Below are 19,262 nucleotides of genomic sequence, written 5' to 3' on the forward strand. Positions count from 1 at the left end.
CGCGCCCGCCCCTTGTGACGAGGTCGGCGCCATTGTCACTCTTGCCGTTGGCAGAGGGCCAAAAGGCGAGGAGGGCGGTGATGACGGCGACCAAGCACGGTGTATTGGCCAACCTGGGCATGGCGCGCAAGCTGGGCCTGGGTTTCGCCCTGGTGTTGCTGCTCACCCTGGTGGTGGCCGCCATCGGTGTGTACGCCCTGGGCAACGTCGGCCAGCGCTTCGAGGAGCTGCGGCAGATGGCCCAGTTCAACACTGACCTGTTAAAGCTGCGCCAGCACGAGCAGGCCTTCGCCCTGCGCTCGGACGTCAAGGAGGCCGATGCCCTGCGTACTGGCCTGCAGGGGCTGGTGGAGCGGGCCCGCGCGGTGCCGGCGCTGTCTTGGGCCGAGGCCGACCTTAACGCCTACGGGCAGGCCTTCGATCAGTTCGTCCAGGCCGTGCAGGCCAAGGAGCTGGCGCTGGACATGGCCAGCTGGTCGGTGTCGAGCGTGGCCAACAACCTCGATGTGCTACAGGCCGGATTGGCCGACGATGGCACCTATACCCTCAAGCAGTCCCAGGGGCAGCAGGGCGGTGAGTTCCTCGAGCAGGCCGGGCAGGTGGCGCAGGTGTCGCGGCTGATGCTGCAGGCCATGGACGAGGCCCGGGTACGCCTGGAGCAGAGCCGCAAGGGCGGCGAGGCCGTTGCCGAGGGGCGCATCGCCCAAACGGTGGAGGCGGCCGGCCTGGTGGAGCAGCTCAAGTCGGCGGTCACCGACGCCGGCTACCAGAGCGTGCTGGGCGAAGTGGCCGGGCATATCGCGAGTTTTTCTGAAAAACTCAACGAGTACACCGACCTGCTGGGCCAGGAGCGGGGGATCAAGGATCAGCTGCAGGCCCGGGCCGAGCAGGTCACCACGCGGGTCGACCAGGCCTACGTCGCCCAGGAGCAGGCCATGCAGGCGGAGCTTGCGCGCAACACCGTGGCCATCGCCGCGGCCACGGCCCTGGCTCTGCTGGTAGGCGTGCTGGCGGCCTGGTTGATCACCCGCGCCGTGGTCGCGCCGCTCAAGCGGGTGATCAGCCGTGCCCGGCGCATTGCCGCAGGCGAGTTGGGTATCGAGGCCGAGCCGCCGCGTGCCGACGAGGTCGGTCAGCTGCTGCAGGCCATGCAGCAGATGGCCGAGGGACTGTCGGGCATCGTCAGTGGCCTGCAGCAGGGTATCGATCAGCTGGCCGGCAGCGCCCAGGCCTTGTCGGCGGTGACCGAGCAGACCAACCGCGAAGTGGGCAGCCAGAAGGACGAGACCGAGCAGGTGGCCACCGCCATGCAGCAGATGACCGCGACTGTTCACGATGTGGCGCGCAACGCCGAGCAGGCAGCCCAGGCGGCCCAGGATGCCGACGACAAGGTCGAGTCGGGGCAGCAGGTGGTACGCCAGAGCATGCAGCGCATCGAGCAGCTGGCGGTGGCGGCCGAAACCGCCAGCAGTGGTATCGACAGTCTCAGCGCCGAGATCCATACCATCGGAGATATGCTGGAAGTGATCAAGAGCGTGGCTGAACAGACCAACCTGCTGGCGCTCAACGCGGCGATCGAGGCAGCCCGCGCCGGCGAGCAGGGCCGTGGCTTCGCCGTGGTGGCCGATGAAGTGCGCGCGCTGGCCCGGCGTACCCAGCAGTCCACCGAGGAGATCGAACGGCTGGTCGCCAGCCTGCGCGGCAACGCCCAGCAGTCGGTGACGCAGATCCGTGGCAGCACCGAGCTGGTGCGCCTGGCGGTGGCCGACACGCTGCAGACCGAGAGCGCCCTGGGCAGCATCGCCGCGGCGGTGTCGTTGATCCAGCAGATGAATCAGCAGATTGCTGCGGCGGCCGAGCAGCAAAGTTCGGTGGCGGAGGAAATCAGCCGCAGCGTCACCCAGATCCGTGGCAGCGCCGACCAGGCGGCGCTGGCGATGGAGGACAATGCCCGCTCAAGCGTCGAGCTGGCGCAGTTGGGCAGTGACCTGAAGGGGATGGTGGGGCACTTTCGCCTGTGATTGGCTGTGGCTTGCCCCGCGATAGCGTTGTCAGCCCCTGCGCGGACTGAGGATCAGCAAGGTCAACACCCCCGCCACGATCCCCCAGAACGCCGAGCCGATCGAGAACAGGGTGAACCCAGACGCCGTGACCATGAAGGTGATCAGCGCCGCCTCGCGCTCGCGTGCCTCGCCCATGGCCACGCTCAGGCCGTTCATGATCGAGCCGAACAGCGCCAGGGCGGCGATCGACAGCACCAGTTCCTTGGGCAGGGCGCCGAACAGCGCCGCCAGGGTCGCGCCGAAGGTGCCGGCGATGCCGTAGAAGATCCCGCACCACACCGCCGCCGTGTAGCGCTTGGCCGGGTCTTCATGGGCATGCGGCCCGGTGCAGATCGCCGCGCTGATCGCCGCCAGGTTGATGCCGTGGGAGCCGAACGGCGCCAGCAGCAGCGAGGCGAACCCGGTGGCCGAGATCAGCGGCGAGGCCGGCACCTGGTAGCCGTCGGCGCGCAGCACGGCGACGCCGGGCATGTTCTGTGAGGTCATGGCCACCACGAACAGTGGGATGCCGATACTGATGGTCGCCGCCAGCGAGAAGCTCGGCGTGGTCCACACCGGAGTGGCGATTTCCAGCTGGAAGTCGCTGAAGTCCAGCAGCCCCAGGGCACCGGACAGCGCCGTGCCGACCAGCAGCGCGGCCAGCACGCAGTAGCGCGGTGACAGGCGCTTGACCAGCAGGTAGCTGAAGAACATGCCCAGCACCAGCACCGTGCGATGCTGGGCGGCGACGAAGATTTCGCTGCCGATCTTGAACAGGATGCCGGCCAGCAGGGCCGAGGCGAGCGAGGCGGGGATGCGCCGCACCAAGCGCTCGAAACTGCCAGTCAGGCCGCATATCAGCACCAGCACGGCGCAGGTGATATAGGCGCCGATGGCCTCGCCGTAGGTGACGCCGCCGAGGCTGGTGATCAGCAGCGCCGCGCCGGGTGTCGACCAGGCCACGGTGACCGGGGTACGGTAGCGCAGCGACAGGCCGATGCTGCACACCGCCATGCCGATCGACAGGGCCCAGATCCACGACGAGATCTGCGCGCTGGTCAGGCCGGCGGCCTGGCCGGCCTGGAACATCAGCACGAGCGAGCTGGTATAGCCGGTGAGCATGGCGATGAAGCCGGCGACGACCGCCGATGGGGAGCTGTCCGCCAGCGGCCGCAGGCGCGCGGAGGTGGCATCGGTCATGGGGAATTCCTTGTACAGGTGTAAGCAGTTTTTTCAGGCTACCGTGCAATGGCGTGATCCTTGCCATACAGCAGGCATTGCATTTAGCCGTACAGTCGCCAACTATGGGGTATTACTGCGCAACTGCGTAAAAAGGGGAGGGGCGATGTACAAGGTGTATGGGGATTACCAGTCGGGCAACTGCTACAAGGTCAAGCTGATGCTGAGCCTGCTCGACCGTCCGTATGAGTGGCACCCGGTGGATATTCTCAAGGGCGAGACCGAAACCCCCGCGTTCCTGGCCATGAACCCCAACGGCAAGGTGCCGGTGCTCAAGCTCGAGGACGGCACGTGCTTGTGGGAGTCCAACGCGATTCTCAACTACCTGGCCGATGGCAGCGAGTTCCTGCCCAGCGAGCCACGCTTGCGTACCCAGGTCCTGCAGTGGCAGTTCTTCGAGCAGTACAGCCACGAGCCGTACATTGCCGTGGCGCGCTTCATCCAGTTCTACCTGGGCTTGCCCGACGAGCGCCTGGAGGAGTACAGGGGGCTGCACAAGGGCGGCTACAAGGCGCTCAAGGTGATGAACAAACAGCTGGAAATGACGCCTTACCTGGTCGGCGAACAGTACTCCATCGCCGATATAGCGTTGTACGCCTACACCCATGTGGCGCATCAGGGGGGCTTTGACCTGGCGGGTTACCCGGCCGTGCAGGCCTGGCTGGCGCGGGTGGCCAGCCATCCACGGCATGTGCCGATGGTGGATTGACCGGCCTCATTGCACCCTGTGTAGGAGCGGTCAGGCCGCCGCGAAGCGTTTGTCCAGATAGGCAATGATGTCCTTGGACTCATACATCCAGGTCACCTTGCCGTCCTCCTCGATCCGCAGGCACGGTACCTTCACCCGGCCGCCGCCTTCGAGCAGCGCCTGGCGGTGCTGCGGGTCGTTCTTGGCATCGCGCAGTGCCACCGGTACGTTCAGGCGGTGCAGGGTGCGACGGGTCTTCACGCAGAACGGGCAGGCGTGGAACTGGTACAGCGCCAGGTCCTTGGCCTGCTGCTCGACCTGGGCCTGGGCCGCGGCATCGCGCTGTTTTTTCGCCGGGCGACTGATCCAGTCGCCGAACACGATTAGCTGGCCGAGGCCGACTCGCAGGGCTTTGACGATCATGGGCAACTCCTGAAATGAAAAAGCCGACCCCATGGGGTCGGCTCGGAACACAGGCCGATCACTTGATCAGGCTGAGGAACTCGCTGCGGGTGGAGGCGTTCTCGCGGAATTCGCCGAGCATCACCGAGGTGAGCATGGTCGAGTTCTGCTTTTCGACACCGCGCATCATCATGCACATGTGCTTGGCCTCGATGACCACCGCCACGCCCGCGGCGCCGGTCACCTGCTGCACGGCCTCGGCGATCTGGCGGCTGAGGTTTTCCTGGATCTGCAGGCGACGGGCGTACATGTCGACGATCCGCGCCACCTTGGACAGGCCCAGCACCTTGCCCTTGGGCAGGTAGGCCACGTGGGCCTTGCCGATGAACGGCAGCATGTGGTGTTCGCACATCGAGTACAGCTCGATATCCCGGACCAGCACCATTTCGCTGTTGTCGGAGGTGAACAACGCGCCGTTGGTCACTTCTTCCAGGGTTTGCTCATAACCGCGGCAAAGGTATTTCATGGCCTTTGCGGCCCGCTTGGGCGTGTCGAGCAGGCCCTCGCGGGAGACGTCCTCGCCGATCTGGCTGAGGATCGCGGTGTAGTTTTGTTCCAGGGACATGGATCTACCTGTGGAAAATTTCGCAAAGACGAAGGGTACGGCGGCGACGGCGGCGCTGCAAGCGCGATGTCACTCGTCGCGGCCTTCGAGCATGGTTCGCTTGAGCATCACGTACACCGCGCCGGTACCGCCGTGGCGGGCCTGGCATGAGGCGAAGCCGAGCACCTGCGGGTGCTGGCGCAGCCAGGTGTTGACGTGGCTCTTGATCATCGGGCGCTTGCCGTCCAGGCGCGCGGCCTTGCCGTGGGTGACGCGCACGCAGCGCACTTCGAGCTTGGTCGCCTCGGCGATAAAGTCCCAAAGTGTCTCGCGGGCCTTCTCGACGCTCATGCCATGCAAGTCGAGGCTGCCCTCGAAGGCGATCTGGCCGAGCTTGAGCTTGCGGATCTGGGTTTCCTGGACGCCGTCACGGCGCCACATCAGTTCATCCTCGGCGCCAACGTCGATGACGAACTGGTCGGACAGGCCATCAATCACCAGCGGCTGGTCGCTGCGGACGGTCGCCGCCTGGCGCAGACCGGCCAGCTGCTTGCGGTCGGCCTTGGGTTTGCCGACTTCGGCGCGGTCGTGCTTGATCGGCTTGACGCCCTGCACTTGGCTGCGGAAGAGGGAAAAGTCGTCGTCTTGCATGGTGCCTCCACGTGGGCGGCGTAGTTTACGCGACTGTGCGTCGGAGTGAAGCCTTGAGCTGTGCGCTGTTATGTGCAGGAGCACAAGGCTGCGCCTACAGGGGAGGTGTGAGTGTGTCAGTCGTGCTTCTTCATCAGGTGCGGCGACAGGTTTAACTCGCGGCCACGGCGCAGGCGGATGCGGCTGCGTCGCCAGACACGAACGCCGATCCACAGCAGCAGCAACCCGACCACGACGAGAATCGCCGACAGTGGGCGGTTGGCATTGAGCTCGGCCAGCGCGGCGTAATTGCCCAGCAGGCCGGCGAAGCCGGCCATGGCGAGCAGTATGCCCAGGGTGGCCAGCAGCACGGATAGGGCGGCGGCAACCCGCGCGCCCCAGTTGCTAGGCTCGCGCTGGCGCAGGCGCTTGGCATCGAAACTGCCTTTGAGCTTCATTCGAATTCCTCAGGATCTGGTAGAGCTGATCCGGATTTCGACCTGCGGGTCACCTTGGGGTTCCGCCCGTCCGCCGGGCGGTCGTGGTTCAGACCAGGCTGGCGGTGGGGGCGACGCAGGCGAAATTGTCGGCCATCACGGCCATTTCGCACTGGTGGATCTGCGCGGCGGGGATCACGGTGTCCTTCAGGGCCAGGTCGCGGGTCGCCGAGGCGTCTTCCACCAGGGTGCAGCGATAACCATAGTCCTTGGCGCGGCGCACGGTGGTGCTGACGCTGGAGTGGCTCATGAAACCGCAGACGATCAGGTCGAGGTGGCCGAGCTCCTGCAGCGTTTCGTGCAGCTTGGTGTTCTTGAAGGCGTTGGGCATGCGCTTTTCGATGACGATCTCACCGGCGCGCGGCTCCAGGCCCGGGATGAACTCGCCCGCCGGGCCCTGGGGGTCGAAGCGACCGCCGACGGTGCCGAGGTGGCGCACGTGGATGATCGGGCGGCCGGCCTTGCGGGCGGCATCGAGCAACCTGGCAATGTTCGCCACGGCCTCGTCCATGCCCGACAGCGCCAGCGGACCGCTCAGGTATTCCTTCTGCGCGTCGATGACGATCAGGCTGGCTTGGCCCAGCTTGGCCGGCGGGTAGTCGCGGCCAGTGAGGCGGAACATCGTGGTTGGAACGGACATCAAGGGCTCCTTGGGTAGGGCTTTTGTGCTCCTATTCTCCCTTGCCTTGACGCCAATGTGAATGGTTGACAGCGCAGGCAGCGTGGTTGCTGGCTTGTGGCTATCGGTTTGGCCATCGGAGGAAACAAATGTGTGGTGTGGGCTGTTAGACTTTTGTCCTGTCTGAAAAGGAGTACCCCGTGATCACATCCCGCCTGCGCACCCTGCGCGACCATATCCGCTGGGCGGTCAGCCGCTTCCATGAACATGAGCTGTTCTTCGGCCACGGTGCCGACAACGCCTGGGACGAAGCCCGCCTGCTGGTGCTCGGCGCGGTGCACCTGCCCTGGGAGGTGGCCGACAGCTACCTGGACTGCGCGCTGGAGGATGACGAAACGGTACGCCTGCAGCACCTGCTCAAGCGCCGTATCGAAGAGCGCGTGCCCACCGCCTACTTGCTGGGCGAGGCCTGGTTCTGCGGCATGTCGTTCATCGTCGACGAGCGGGTGCTGGTACCGCGCTCGCCCATCGGTGAATTGATCGAGAAGCGCTTTGAGCCGTGGCTGGCTGCGGAGCCGGCGCGCATCCTCGACCTGTGCACCGGCTCGGGCTGTATCGGCATCGTCGCCGCCGAGGTGTTCCAGGACGCCGAGGTGGTGTTGGCCGACCTGTCCTTTGACGCGCTGGAGGTGGCTAACCAGAACATCGAGCGCCATGGCCTCGATGAGCGGGTGTACACCGTGCAGGGCGATGGTTTCGCCGGCCTGCCGGGGCAACGCTTTGATCTGATCCTGTCCAATCCGCCGTATGTCGATGCCGAGGATTTCGGCGACATGCCGGCCGAGTACCACCACGAGCCCGAGCTGGGCCTGGCCTGCGGCAACGACGGCCTGGACCTGGTGCGGCGCATGCTGGCCGAGGCGGCCGACCACTTGACCGACAAGGGCCTGATGATCGTCGAGGTGGGCAACAGCCAGGTGCACGTCGAGTCGCTCTATCCCGAGGTGGACTTCGCCTGGCTGGAGTTCGAGCGCGGTGGGCACGGGGTGTTCATGCTGACGGCCGAGCAGTGCCGGCAACATCAGGAGCTGTTCAAGGCGCGGGTCTGACGGATTCACACCGCCCCTGAAGCGGCCTTGTGTCGCGAAAGGGGCAGCGTAGCAGCCCCAGGATTCAGTGTTGATGCAAAGATTGCTGGGGCCGCTTTGCGGCCCTTTCGCGACGCAAGGGATCGCGTGGTGCGGGTCAGCGGGTAGCGATCCAGATCAGCAACCCGGCCTGGAACACCGCGAACGCCACCAGGCAGGTGATGGTGAAGCGCAGGCCGCTGTCCTCGCGGCGGTACTTGGCCACGCGCTCGTCACGTTCGCGTAACTGGGCTTCCTTCTCCATCAGGTTCTGCTCGGCTTGCTGCAGCATGCCGGCGGCCTCGAGATTGTCCACGCGCTGGACCTTCTCGGTGTTCCAGCCGCCCTTGAGCTGGCCCACTGGCGTTTCCACCAAGCGCCCCTTGAGCAGTTGGCCGTCGGTGTACTCCACCGCCAGGCCGACACTGCTCAGCACGCGGTCGCGGCGCAGGCGGGTGTCTTCGTTCAGAGCGTCCTTGTTCGGCAAGCTCATACCCTCGACCTGATAGTGCGAGCAACGCTGCTGCAGCCACTGCACCGCCTGCGCCAGCAGGTAGCGGCCAAGGCCACGGTTCAGCGGCTCCAGCTGCAGGCCGGCCGGGTCGCCGATGCGCACTGTGCGCGTTTCATGGTCGACGCGGATGTCCAGCTGGTTCTGCTCCTTGCGCACCTTCTGCCCCGGCAGGCGGATTTCCATGCGCAGCAGGCTGTGGGCCTTGTCGTGGCGCTCGGCGTAGCCGAACTGGACAAATCGCAGGGGGCGGGCGCCGCTGTTGCGGTCGGTCGGCAGCGGCGCCAGGCGCAGCAACTGGAAGTGCTCGGCTGCAAGCTCCGCCCAGGGCAGCGGGGCGCTTTCCGGGGCTTGTTCTTCGGTCGCCTCGGCGGCGGGGGCATCGGTCATCAGGGAATCCTCAGGTGCACGGCGGCCGGGTGCCAGTACCTGCAAGGACATCGCAGATGTGGGCTTGCCCGCGATTCGGGCGCGCATGCCCCCGGATCACTGCCTTCTTAGCCGCGTTATCGGCAGGCCAAGCCAATACCTGAGGGTGCTTTCAGGCCTGCGGCAGCCCGTGGATGAACAGGACGATGCGCTCTCCCAGCTCTCGGGCCAGCGGTAATTCAGGATTGCGGTAGCTGTCCCGCTGCTGGTCCATCTCCCGAGGGCTGATGCGCAGCATGTGGTTCATGCCGTCGATCAGCGCCAGTTGGGCGTCGGGCTTGGCGGCCTTGAGGCGCTCGGCGTCGGCCACCTCCACCTGGATGTCGTTGCGGCCCTGGACGATCAGCGCGGGCACCTTGAGCCGGGCGAACGCCGCCGCCGGGTCCTGATGCAGCAGGGTGATCAGGTACGGCTGCACGCTGGGGCGGAACACCTGACGCAGCGGAGCGGGCACGTCGAGGCTGGTCTGCCCGGCCTGCAACCGGTCGATCAGCGCCACGCCCCCGGCCAGTTGCGCCGGGGGCAGGCGCAGGGCCAGTTGTTCGCGCAGCACATCAGCCACCGGCCGGCCGCTGCCGGCCAAGGTGATCACCGCGCTGGCGCCGGCCTGCTCGGCGGCCAGGCTGGCGATCAGCGCGCCTTCGCTGTGGCCGACCAGGATCAGTGGGCCGAAGCGCGGGTCCTGGCGCAACGCGCGCCCCCAGGCCACCACATCGGCGACATAGCGTTCGACGCTGAGGTCGCGCTCGTCGGGCGTGGCCGGCTGGCTGGCGGCCACGCCACGCTTGTCGAAGCGCACGCTGGCGATGTGCTCGCCGGCCAGAAACAGGGCCAGGCGCTTGAGGTTGTCGATGCGTCCGGAGGCGGGGTTGTTGCCATCGCGGTCGGTAGGGCCGGAGCCGGCGATGATCAGCACCACCGGCGGTGGGGTGGCTTGTTGCGGCAGCAGCAGGCTGCCATGCAGCACGCCCTGGCCGGTGTCCAAGTCGATGGGGCGTTGCAGCACGGTGGGGGCTGCCTGGGCGAGGCTGGCGCAGAACAGCAGGAGCAGGGCGGCGAGGCGCGACTTCATGGATGGGGACTACATGGGAAGTTGATGTTTCGACCTTGGGCCAAGCTGAAGGTTCGCGGGGCTCGTCGCCGGGCAAGCACGGCCCCCAAATCCCCGCTGTTTTCCGTATACTGCCGGTTTCGACCACTTCAGGCAGATTCGCGGAGCGTCCATGTCCGGCAATACCTACGGCAAGCTGTTCACTGTCACCACCGCTGGCGAGAGCCATGGTCCGGCGTTGGTCGCCATTGTCGACGGCTGCCCGCCAGGCCTGGAAATCTCGCTCGCCGACCTGCAGCACGACCTCGACCGGCGCAAGCCCGGCACCAGCCGGCATACCACCCAGCGTCAGGAGCCGGACGAAGTGGAGATCCTCTCCGGCGTATTCGAAGGCCGCACCACCGGTTGCTCGATCGGGCTTCTGGTTCGCAACACCGACCAGAAGTCCAAGGACTATTCGGCGATCAAGGACCTCTTCCGCCCGGCCCACGCCGACTACACCTACCACCACAAGTACGGTATCCGCGACTACCGCGGCGGTGGCCGCAGCTCGGCGCGCGAAACCGCGATGCGTGTGGCGGCTGGCGCCATCGCCAAGAAGTACCTGGCCACCCAGGGCATCCGCGTGCGCGGCTACATGAGCCAGCTGGGCCCGATCGAGATCCCGTTCAAGACCTGGGACTCGGTCGAGCAGAACGCCTTCTTCAGCCCCGACCCGGACAAGGTGCCGGAGCTCGAGGCCTACATGGACCAGCTGCGCCGTGACCAGGACTCGGTGGGAGCGAAGATCACCGTGGTCGCCGAAGGCGTGATGCCGGGCCTGGGCGAGCCGATCTTCGACCGCCTCGACGCGGAGCTTGCCCATGCGCTGATGAGCATCAACGCGGTCAAGGGCGTGGAAATCGGCGCCGGCTTTGCCAGCGTCGCCCAGCGTGGCACCGAGCACCGTGACGAACTGACCCCGGAGGGCTTCCTCAGCAACAATGCCGGCGGCATCCTCGGCGGTATCTCTTCGGGCCAGCCGATCGTCGCCCACCTGGCGCTCAAGCCGACCTCGAGCATCACCACCCCGGGCCGCTCGATCGACGTCGACGGCAACCCGGTCGAGGTGATTACCAAGGGCCGTCACGACCCGTGCGTGGGCATCCGCGCCACGCCGATCGCCGAGGCGATGATGGCCATCGCCTTGATGGACCACCTGCTGCGCCACCGGGCGCAGAATGCCGATGTTCGGGTAGATACGCCGGTCTTGCGTTGATCGACTCATCCTGGGGCCGCGTGGCGGCCCATCGCGATACAAGGCCGCACCCACAGGATGCATGCGGATCCTATGGGTGCGGCCTTGTGTCGCGAAAGGGGTGCGCAGCGCCCCCACAGGGTTGAAGCATGCCCCCGATCCCCTACTGGCGCCTCTCCAGCTTCTACCTCTTCTACTTCGCCCTGCTCGGTTCCACTGCGCCGTTCCTGGCCCTTTATTTCGACCACCTGGGTTTCTCCCCTGCACGCATCGGCGAGCTGGTGGCCATCCCCATGTTGATGCGCTGCATCGCTCCCAACCTGTGGGGCTGGCTGGGCGACCGCAGCGGCCAGCGCCTGCTGATCGTGCGCCTGGGCGCGCTGGCGACACTGGCGACCTTTTCGCTGATCTTCTTCGCCAAGAGCTATGCCTGGCTGGCGATGGTCATGGCCCTGCACGCGTTCTTCTGGCATGCGGTGCTGCCGCAGTTCGAGGTGATCACCCTGGCCCACTTGCATGGCCAGACCGCGCGTTACAGCCAGGTGCGGTTATGGGGCTCGATCGGCTTCATCCTTGCGGTTGTCGGGCTTGGGCGCCTGTTCGAATGGCTGAGTCTGGACATCTACCCGGTGGCGATGGTGGCGATCATGGCCGGGATTGTCGCCGCCAGCCTCTGGGTGCCCAACGCGCAACCCGTGGAGCAGACCGAGCGGCGCGGGGCAGGGGGCTTCCTCGCGCAGGTGCGGGCACCCGGCGTGCTGGCCTTCTATGTGTGCGTGGCCCTCATGCAGCTCAGCCACGGGCCGTACTACACCTTCCTCACCCTGCACCTGGAGCACCTGGGCTACAGCCGTGGTGCCATCGGTCTGCTGTGGGCGCTCGGAGTGGTGGCCGAGGTACTGGTGTTCATGGCCATGAGCCGGATCTTTGCCCGTTTTTCCGTGCGCAAGGTGCTTCTGGCCAGCTTTGTGCTGGCCGCCTTGCGCTGGTTGCTGCTGGGCAACCTGGCGGATATCCCGGCAGTGCTGGTGTTCGCCCAGGTGTTGCACGCGGCCACGTTCGGCTGCTTCCACGCCGCGGCCATCGCCTTCGTCCAGGCCAGTTTCGGCGCCCGCCAGCAGGGCCAGGGCCAGGCGTTGTACGCGGCGCTCTCGGGCACCGGCGGCGCGTTGGGCGCCCTGTACTCGGGCTACAGCTGGAAATTGCTGGGCCCGCACTTCACCTTTGGTATGGCCAGCGTCGCGGCGCTCGCGGCAGCCGTTATCATTGCCTTCCGACTCAAAGACAGCAGGAACCACCCCTGATGAGCATCCTCAGCGTATTCGACCCGTCCAGCCCGGAACTGCCGCACAAGGTGCTGACCCACCACGACGACATCGCCGCGACCCTGGCCGAGCAGGGCGTGCGCTTCGGCCGCTGGCAGTCTGGCGCGCGCCTGCGCCCGGGCAGCAGCCAGGATGAGGTGGTCGCCGCGTGCCGTGGGTCGCTCGACCAGTTGATGACTGCCCATGGCAGCCGGGTGTTCGGCGTGCTCAGCCGCGATGGCGTCGACCCGAGCCAGGCTGACCTGCGCGACGAGCATGTGCATGACGGCGAGGAAGTGTTCGCGCTGATCAGCGGGCGCGTCCAGGTCAGCCTGCGCCTGGGGGATGCGGTGTACGCCGTGCTGTGCGAGAAGGATGATGTGCTGGTGGTGCCGGCCGGCATGCGCCGCTGGCTGGACCTGGGCGACACGCCGTTCTGCCTGGCCCTGCGTCTGTTCGCCAGTGACTCGGCGGTGCCGCCGCGGTTCACCGGCGATGCCACTGCCAGGCAATTTGCCGGACTCGACGAATTCTAAAGGAATTGGCTCGCGGGGCCGCCTGTGCTCACGCTGTCCTTGGGTGAGCGCAGGCGTGCCCCGCGAAGAGGGTTGCGCGATCAGCGGTAGGTCGGCAGGGCGAAGCGCTGCTGGCTCTGCAGCATCGAGATTACCGGCAGCTCGCTTGGCTGCCCGGCCAGGTCGCGGCGGATGGCGCTGATCGCCCAGGACAATTGCTCGGCACTGTGCAGTTGCGCGTAGGTCAGCACGCGGCGGGTCACCACGCCGTCGCTGGCGCGCAGGGTCAGCAGGACACCACCGTCCGGACGCGGCTGAGTGGTGACCTGGTAGGCGGCGAAAACCGAGGCGAATTTTTCCTGGATGAGGTCCATATCAACTCCTGACTGTTGTACTGGCAGACTTGAGTTGATGATTGCAGTGACCGTGCCAGCCTTTTATTTGGATAAAGTGCTTTTAAATCAATGACTTAAATTTGTTTGCTCAAGATTGTGCATTGCAATCTGCACGCCCGTGCATTTTGCACAGTGCATTTTGCACGGTCATGGTCTGGCCATGGTCATAGCCTGGCTCTGTGCCGCCGATAGAATCTGAACCTTGGACCGCTCGCCGTTGCCTGATGGACACTTGGCCCATTGCCAGATGCCAGGAGGTTCCCGATGTCCGATCACCAGCCCGCCACCATGACCGCCGAAGAAACCGCGGCCTTCGCCGAGGAGGTCTTCGAGCGCGCCCGCCGCGGCGACGCGACGATGCTCGGCCGCTTGCTTGACGGTGGCCTGCCCGCCGACCTGCGCAACCACAAGGGCGACACCTTGTTGATGCTGGCCAGCTACCATGGCCACCACGACGCCGTGCGGGTGCTGCTGGCCCATGGCGCCGATCCGTTGATTGCCAATGACAACGGCCAGTTGCCGATTGCCGGCGCTGCCTTCAAGGGCGATCTGGCCATGATCCGCCTGCTGCTCGAGCACGGCGTGCCGGTGGATGCCGCCGCCGCGGACGGCCGCACCGCGCTGATGCTGGCGGCGATGTTCAACCGCCTGGAGATCATCGACTACCTGCTGGCCCAGGGGGCTGATCCGGCACGGCGTGACGCGGCCGGCGCCACCGCGCTGACGGCTGCGCGCACCATGGGCGCGGTGGATGCCGCCGCACGCCTGGAGGCGAAGGCCGGCTAACCCTTCGGGGGCGTTTGCGGCTATCCTTGGCGCCTTTCACGCCAACCCGCAGGGCCCCCCATGAAAGACCAGTTGCTCGAACTTATCCGCCTCATCGGCGCCGGCTGCATGCGCGATGAGGACATCGAGCGCATCGCCGCCGAGGCCGCCCAGGCCTACGCCGACCCCGCCGCCTTCCTCGCCGCCAACCCGGACATCAACTACGACGACACCTTCCCGTTCCCGCTGGGCGAATGGGTGGTGGTCGGCAGCCTGCCCGACACCGTGCTGTTCCAGGCCGACAGCTACCAGGACCTGTTCCAGCAGATCAGCGACTCGTTCGACAAGAGCGTGCCGTTCACCCTCAAGCCCAAGCAGCTGGCGCGCACCGAGGCGCTGACCGCGCTCAACCGCATCCAGGTGCAGATGGGCGCGTTGAACAAGGAAGCCGGGGGCTACGTGCTGCTGAATTTCAGCCAGTTGCTCGATGACGAGCTGCAAATGGTGATGGTGGGGCAGAACGACCTGGCCCGTGTGCTGGAGTTGGGTGAGGCAGTCGGCATCAAGGTGGAGCCGGCGCTGGAGGCGCTGAAGGTGGCGGTGCACGTCTAAGCAACGAATTTTGCACCTTCCCCTGTAGGAGCGGCCTTGTGTCGCGAAAGGGGTGCGAAGCGCCCCGAGGATTCGTGTATCAAGCTGATATCGCCGGGGCTGCTTCGCAGCCCTTTCGCGACACAAGGCCGCTCCTACAGGGATTGCGGACGGCCGGAGGATGTGTGCCTCAACCTAACGCGGTATCAAGAAACATCATCACCGCGAATCCGCCCATCAGCCCCAGCGTCGCTGCGGTCTGGTGCCCGTTGCGGTGGGTCTCCGGAATCACCTCGTGGGACACCACGAAGATCATCGCCCCCGCCGCCAGGCCCATGCTGATCGGGTAGGCCAAGGCGAAGCCAGTGGAAATGCCCAGGCCGATCACCGCGCCCAGCGGCTCCATCAGGCCCGAGCCGATCGCCACCATCATCGCCTTGAAGTTCGACAGCCCCGTGGCGCGCAGGGCCAGGGCCACGGCCAGGCCTTCGGGAATGTCCTGGATAGCGATGGCGCTGGTCAGCGGCAGGCCGATGTTCATGTCGCCGTTGGCGAAGCTCACACCGATGGCCATGCCCTCGGGCAGGTTGTGCAGGGTGATGGCCAGCACGAACAGCCACACCCGGTTGACCCGCTCGGCCTGCGGGCCACAAGGGCCGGTGCTTTCATGCTCGTGCGGGGTAAAGCGGTCAAGGCCCAGCATCAGCAGCACCCCGAGGCCCATGCCCAGGACCACGGCGAAGGCCGCCGCCGGGCCGTTGCCGGTGATTTCGCGGGCGGCGTCCAGGCCCGGCAGGATCAGCGAGAACGAACTGGCGGCGAGCATCATGCCGGCGGCAAAGCCCAGCATCACATCCTGGGTGCGGGCGTTGACGTCGTGCAGGATCACCGCCAGCACAGCGCCCAGGGCGGTGGCGCCGAAGCCCGACAACCCGCCGAGCAGGGCCAGGTGCAGGTTGTCGGCGTGGTCGCCGTTGACCGCGTTCCACAGGCTCGCCAGCAACAGCGCGGCGACGGCCAGCAGGCTCAGGGCCAGGCCGGCGCTGAGCCAGGGCGTTTCCCGGGCCTGTTGTCGCCAGGCGCTGAGCATTGAGTCGGGAGCGACACTTTGGGTGTGGGCGGGGGGCATGTGAACCTCGGAGCAGTGAATGACAGCAGTTTATCCACTGACCTGTGCGCCGGGCCAAGGATTCCCCTCTATCGAGGCCATAGCCAGCTATGCTCTTGAACACATTTACCGTGCGGGAGCGGCGCCATGGGGTCCACCTTCAACAGCCTGGTCGGCTTGATCATCCTGGCCCTGGATATCTGGGCCATTCTCAATGTGCTCAAGAGCGGCGCCGAGGTCGGCATCAAGGTGCTGTGGATCCTGCTGATCCTGCTGCTGCCGGTGCTGGGGCTGATCATCTGGGCGATTGCCGGGCCACGGGGCAATGTGCGGATCTGAAGCCGCTCATCCCAACTGTGTAACTTTGTAAGGGCCGGCTGCTCTCGACAAAATTTTCACACTCGATTTTTGAAAATCCGCGCCGCACAATGCGGCCTTGGTCCCACCTCGCGTTCGAGGGGCCGACCACCAGGCTGTCGGCGATCTCGCCTTCCCGCAAACCGCAATCCTAGGACCTCTCCATTCATGGCTAACACGGACGCCTTGAAGCAACAGGGCGTGCGAGGCTCGTTCTCGCCGACCCTGAAATCCCACCTGGCCTACACAGTGCTCAGTGGCCTGGTGATCATGCTGATGCTCAGCCTGGTGCGCCTGGCGCTGCTGGCCTACAACAGCGACATGATCGGCGACACGCCGTACTCCACCGTCGCCGAAGGCTTCTTCAATGGCCTGCGCTTCGACCTGCGGGTGGTGGTGTACATCAGCATCCCGTTGCTGCTGGCGCTGCTCAGCCCCTGGCTGATGGCGCGCCGTGGGCTGTTCCGCTTCTGGCTGACCATCGCCTCGAGCGTGGTGATGTTCCTCGGCCTGATGGAGATGGACTTCTACCGCGAGTTCCACCAGCGCCTGAATGGCCTGGTGTTCCAGTACATCAAGGAAGACCCCAAGACCGTCATGAGCATGCTCTGGTACGGCTTCCCGGTGGTCCGTTACCTGCTGGCCTGGCTGGTCGGCACCTGGCTGCTGAGCTTGCTGTTCAAGGGCATTGATCGCCTGACCCGTGGCGAGCAAAGCGTCCAGCCCGCCGGCAGCCGCAAGGTCGCGCCATGGTATGGCCGCCTGGCGGTGTTCATGGTCGTGCTGCTGGTGGCCGTGGTCGCCGCACGTGGCACCCTGCGCCAGGGCCCGCCAATGCGCTGGGGCGATGCCTTCACCACCGACTCGAACTTCGTCAACCAGCTGGGCCTGAACGGTACGCTGACCCTGATCGACGCCGCCAAGAGCCGCTTCGGCGAGGACCGCGCCAACATCTGGAAGCCGGTACTCGACCAGCCGCTGGCCACCCAGACCGTGCGCGAGCAACTGCTGACTGCCAACGACACCCTGGTCGATGCCGACGAAGCACCGATCCGTCGTGACTTTCTGCCGCCGCAGAAGAACACCCTGGCGGTCAAGAACGTCGTGGTCATCCTCATGGAAAGCTTCGCCGGCCACTCGGTGGGCGCCCTGGGCAGCCCGAACAACATCACCCCGTACTTCGACAAGCTGGCCAAGGAGGGGCTGCTGTTCGACCGCTTCTTCTCCAACGGCACCCATACCCACCAGGGCATGTTCGCCACCATGGCCTGCTTCCCCAACCTGCCGGGCTTCGAATACCTGATGCAGACCCCCGAAGGCGGCCACAAGCTGTCCGGCCTGCCGGCGTTGCTCAGTGCCCGTGACTATGACGATGTCTACGTCTACAACGGCGACTTTGCCTGGGACAACCAGTCCGGGTTCTTCGGCAACCAGGGCATGACCACCTTCATCGGCCGCAACGACTTCGTCAATCCGGTGTTCTCCGACCCGACCTGGGGCGTGTCCGACCAGGACATGTTCGACCGTGGTAACGAGGAGCTGGCCAAACATGACGGCAAGAAGCCGATCTACGCGCTGCTGCAGACCCTCTCCAACCACACGCCGTACGCCTTGCCCAAGGACCTGCCGGTGGAGAAGGTCACCGGGCAAGGGCGCCTGGACGAGCACCTGACCGCCATGCGCTATTCCGACTGGGCGCTGGGCCAGTTCTTCGAGAAGGCCCGCAAGGAGCCGTATTTCAAGGACACACTGTTCGTCATCGTCGGCGACCACGGCTTCGGCAACCACCAGCAGGTCACCGAGCTGGACCTGGGCCGTTTCAACGTGCCGTTGCTGCTGATCGCCCCGGGTATCCAGGAGAAGTTCGGCGCGGTCAACCACACCGTGGGCACCCAGGTCGACATCGTGCCGACCATCATGGGCCGCCTGGGTGGCCAGGCCCGTCACCAGTGCTGGGGCCGCGACCTGCTCAACCTGCCTGAGGGCGACCAGGGCGTGGGCATGATCAAGCCGTCGGGCAGCGAGCAGATCGTTGGCCTGGTGCAGGGCGACCGCATCCTCATCGAGTCCAAGGACATGACCCCGCGGATGTACCGTTATCAGTTGGGGCGCGAGTTCAAGGCCGAACTCATCGAAAGCCCGGACCAGCCGGAAATGCTGAAGAAACTCGAGGCCTATATCCAGACCGCGACCAAGAGCCTGCTGGACAACACCGCCGGTGTCGTCCACGGCACGCCGAAGTAAGGTCGCCGCCTGCCTCATGAAGCCCGCCCTGAACCGGCGGGCTTTTTTCATGCGGTTTCATCTACGTGGCTGAACATTCATTCCGGCGCGATGGTCAAGTGAGTACGCCGTTCCATTCACCGTTGCGCCAGCGAGGGTCGATCGATGAAAGCATGGGAAGTCAGCTTTGCCGACCAGAAGGGCGAGCCGCAGACGCTGCTGCTCAATGCCGAGCAATGCCCCAGCGAGGAGGATGCCGCCCGGGCGATCCGCTCGCGGCTGTTTCCGCTCATGGACGAACTGGACCTCAACGACTTCCAGGACCGTAGCTTTTCCCCCACGGCACGTTGGCTCAAGGAACAGAGCGGCGTGACCATCACCACCATTCGCGAAGCGCCCTGAACCGGGTGTCTCTGGCGTAGCGCCCACGCAGGCGCTACGCTCAAGTCAGGCGCCGGCCTTCTCTGCGGGCCGCCGCCGTTTTCATCGCGTCTTGCAATCCGCTCGTATTGTCAGGCATTCCTTGTGTGCCAGGCAGGTGCGTTGTGCACGGAAAGTCTATCCATTGCTTTGCAGGAGGACGTTTCATGAGCAGCCAGAACGACGACATCAGCAGCAGTGTCCTGCGCCAGATGAAAGCTGGCGGTTTCGATTTCACCCGCATCCACCCCATCGAGTTCTATGCCGTGTTCCCCAGCGAGGCCGGTGCCCGCAGGGCGGCGGGGCAATTTCGTGGCGAATCGCTCAACGCCCAGGTGAGCGAGCGCGACGACGGTGCCTGGCACCTGGAACTGAGCAAGGTGATGTACGCCACCCATGGCGGCATCGGCGCCTTCGAGCAGGCCTTCGAACGGGTCGTGTCACCCTATGGCGGCGAAGTCGAGGGCTGGGGCGTCAAGCAGGAAAGGCCGATCGCCTAGGCCCTGCG

The 19,262-nt window shown here is 65.7% G+C and carries 22 protein-coding genes and 1 pseudogene; 13 read left to right on the forward strand and 10 right to left on the reverse strand.

The annotated features are described in order from the left end of the window. Window positions 1–935: 935 nt before the first annotated feature. Window positions 936–1,163: pseudogene (locus tag CC207_RS28255) on the forward strand (HAMP domain-containing protein); the annotation flags it as partial. Next, window positions 1,158–2,021, forward strand: coding sequence for a methyl-accepting chemotaxis protein (locus tag CC207_RS28260; RefSeq protein ID WP_371916442.1), 864 nt, complete (start codon window positions 1,158–1,160; stop codon window positions 2,019–2,021). The pseudogene CC207_RS28255 and the gene CC207_RS28260, both read left to right, overlap by 6 nt. A 30-nt stretch (window positions 2,022–2,051) precedes the next feature. Here the strand turns inward: CC207_RS28260 and CC207_RS07840 are convergent, their stop codons facing one another. Further along, complete coding sequence (locus CC207_RS07840; protein WP_062361563.1) at window positions 2,052–3,242, reverse strand: benzoate/H(+) symporter BenE family transporter; 1,191 nt, start codon at window positions 3,240–3,242, stop codon at window positions 2,052–2,054. Between the two features lie 145 nt (window positions 3,243–3,387). Between CC207_RS07840 and CC207_RS07845 the strand changes: the two genes are divergently transcribed. Then, window positions 3,388–3,990: a glutathione S-transferase family protein gene (locus tag CC207_RS07845; RefSeq protein WP_088851850.1), complete on the forward strand. Its 603-nt coding sequence runs from the start codon at window positions 3,388–3,390 to the stop codon at window positions 3,988–3,990. Between the two features lie 30 nt (window positions 3,991–4,020). On the opposite strand, the gene CC207_RS07850 is transcribed toward CC207_RS07845, so the two are convergent. The 5 genes from CC207_RS07850 to CC207_RS07870 all read right to left on the reverse strand — a co-directional run bounded on the left by CC207_RS07850 (window position 4,021) and on the right by CC207_RS07870 (window position 6,742). After that, entirely contained in the window at window positions 4,021–4,392 is a 372-nt protein-coding gene (locus tag CC207_RS07850) for a glutaredoxin (protein WP_028691774.1), read from the reverse strand. A 58-nt stretch (window positions 4,393–4,450) separates the two neighbouring features. Then, on the reverse strand, window positions 4,451–4,996 hold the full coding sequence (folE, locus tag CC207_RS07855) for a GTP cyclohydrolase I FolE (RefSeq protein ID WP_028691773.1): 546 nt from the start codon (window positions 4,994–4,996) through the stop codon (window positions 4,451–4,453). A gap of 69 nt (window positions 4,997–5,065) precedes the next feature. Beyond that, entirely contained in the window at window positions 5,066–5,626 is a 561-nt protein-coding gene (locus CC207_RS07860) for a Smr/MutS family protein (RefSeq protein ID WP_062361568.1), read from the reverse strand. Between the two features lie 116 nt (window positions 5,627–5,742). Next, window positions 5,743–6,063 (reverse strand): hypothetical protein, encoded by a 321-nt coding sequence (locus CC207_RS07865; protein WP_028691771.1) that lies wholly within the window; start codon window positions 6,061–6,063, stop codon window positions 5,743–5,745. 88 nt (window positions 6,064–6,151) lie between these two features. After that, on the reverse strand, window positions 6,152–6,742 hold the full coding sequence (locus CC207_RS07870) for a cysteine hydrolase family protein (RefSeq protein ID WP_028691770.1): 591 nt from the start codon (window positions 6,740–6,742) through the stop codon (window positions 6,152–6,154). Between the two features lie 179 nt (window positions 6,743–6,921). Between CC207_RS07870 and prmB the strand changes: the two genes are divergently transcribed. Then, window positions 6,922–7,830: a 50S ribosomal protein L3 N(5)-glutamine methyltransferase gene (prmB, locus tag CC207_RS07875; RefSeq protein WP_028691769.1), complete on the forward strand. Its 909-nt coding sequence runs from the start codon at window positions 6,922–6,924 to the stop codon at window positions 7,828–7,830. 136 nt (window positions 7,831–7,966) lie between these two features. Here prmB and CC207_RS07880 read toward each other — a convergent pair whose 3' ends face one another. Together CC207_RS07880 and CC207_RS07885 are read right to left on the reverse strand one after the other, a co-directional pair. Continuing rightward, window positions 7,967–8,749 (reverse strand): hypothetical protein, encoded by a 783-nt coding sequence (locus CC207_RS07880; protein ID WP_062361571.1) that lies wholly within the window; start codon window positions 8,747–8,749, stop codon window positions 7,967–7,969. A 151-nt stretch (window positions 8,750–8,900) separates the two neighbouring features. Next, complete coding sequence (locus CC207_RS07885) at window positions 8,901–9,860, reverse strand: alpha/beta hydrolase (protein ID WP_062361573.1); 960 nt, start codon at window positions 9,858–9,860, stop codon at window positions 8,901–8,903. A gap of 151 nt (window positions 9,861–10,011) precedes the next feature. Here CC207_RS07885 and aroC point away from each other — a divergent pair, with 151 nt between their 5' ends. From aroC to CC207_RS07900, 3 genes are all read left to right on the forward strand, one after another. Beyond that, a complete protein-coding gene (gene aroC, locus CC207_RS07890) occupies window positions 10,012–11,097 on the forward strand; it encodes a chorismate synthase (protein ID WP_088851851.1) in 1,086 nt (361 codons plus the stop codon). A 128-nt stretch (window positions 11,098–11,225) separates the two neighbouring features. Further along, window positions 11,226–12,380: an MFS transporter gene (locus CC207_RS07895; protein WP_088851852.1), complete on the forward strand. Its 1,155-nt coding sequence runs from the start codon at window positions 11,226–11,228 to the stop codon at window positions 12,378–12,380. Then, window positions 12,380–12,916, forward strand: a complete 537-nt coding sequence (locus tag CC207_RS07900; RefSeq protein ID WP_088851853.1) for an oxidase — start codon at window positions 12,380–12,382, stop codon at window positions 12,914–12,916. The genes CC207_RS07895 and CC207_RS07900 overlap by 1 nt, the downstream gene beginning before the upstream one ends. 80 nt (window positions 12,917–12,996) lie before the next feature. Here CC207_RS07900 and CC207_RS07905 read toward each other — a convergent pair whose 3' ends face one another. Beyond that, entirely contained in the window at window positions 12,997–13,269 is a 273-nt protein-coding gene (locus CC207_RS07905) for a DUF3509 domain-containing protein (protein ID WP_028691763.1), read from the reverse strand. Window positions 13,270–13,554: 285 nt separating this feature from the next. Between CC207_RS07905 and CC207_RS07910 the strand changes: the two genes are divergently transcribed. Beyond that, window positions 13,555–14,076, forward strand: coding sequence for an ankyrin repeat domain-containing protein (locus CC207_RS07910; protein WP_088851854.1), 522 nt, complete (start codon window positions 13,555–13,557; stop codon window positions 14,074–14,076). Between the two features lie 60 nt (window positions 14,077–14,136). Then, window positions 14,137–14,667 carry a hypothetical protein gene (locus tag CC207_RS07915; RefSeq protein WP_062361581.1) on the forward strand — a complete coding sequence of 177 codons (531 nt, stop codon included), beginning with the start codon at window positions 14,137–14,139 and terminating at the stop codon, window positions 14,665–14,667. 169 nt (window positions 14,668–14,836) lie between these two features. Here the strand turns inward: CC207_RS07915 and CC207_RS07920 are convergent, their stop codons facing one another. Beyond that, a complete protein-coding gene (locus CC207_RS07920) occupies window positions 14,837–15,775 on the reverse strand; it encodes a ZIP family metal transporter (RefSeq protein WP_178080954.1) in 939 nt (312 codons plus the stop codon). 126 nt (window positions 15,776–15,901) lie between these two features. Between CC207_RS07920 and CC207_RS07925 the strand changes: the two genes are divergently transcribed. The 4 genes from CC207_RS07925 to CC207_RS07940 all read left to right on the forward strand — a co-directional run bounded on the left by CC207_RS07925 (window position 15,902) and on the right by CC207_RS07940 (window position 19,254). Next, entirely contained in the window at window positions 15,902–16,093 is a 192-nt protein-coding gene (locus tag CC207_RS07925) for a PLDc N-terminal domain-containing protein (protein WP_023629733.1), read from the forward strand. Between the two features lie 186 nt (window positions 16,094–16,279). Then, the gene (locus tag CC207_RS07930) at window positions 16,280–18,355 is read left to right on the forward strand and encodes an LTA synthase family protein (protein WP_088851856.1); all 2,076 of its coding nucleotides are present in this window, start codon (window positions 16,280–16,282) and stop codon (window positions 18,353–18,355) included. A gap of 144 nt (window positions 18,356–18,499) precedes the next feature. Beyond that, window positions 18,500–18,736: a hypothetical protein gene (locus CC207_RS07935; protein ID WP_028691758.1), complete on the forward strand. Its 237-nt coding sequence runs from the start codon at window positions 18,500–18,502 to the stop codon at window positions 18,734–18,736. 185 nt (window positions 18,737–18,921) lie between these two features. Next, window positions 18,922–19,254, forward strand: coding sequence for a ribonuclease E inhibitor RraB (locus CC207_RS07940; RefSeq protein WP_028691757.1), 333 nt, complete (start codon window positions 18,922–18,924; stop codon window positions 19,252–19,254). The last annotated feature ends 8 nt before the right edge of the window (window positions 19,255–19,262 follow it).

It is taken from the genome of Pseudomonas sp. DrBHI1, assembly GCF_002205115.1.
In the GTDB taxonomy this organism is placed as follows: domain Bacteria; phylum Pseudomonadota; class Gammaproteobacteria; order Pseudomonadales; family Pseudomonadaceae; genus Aquipseudomonas; species Aquipseudomonas mosselii.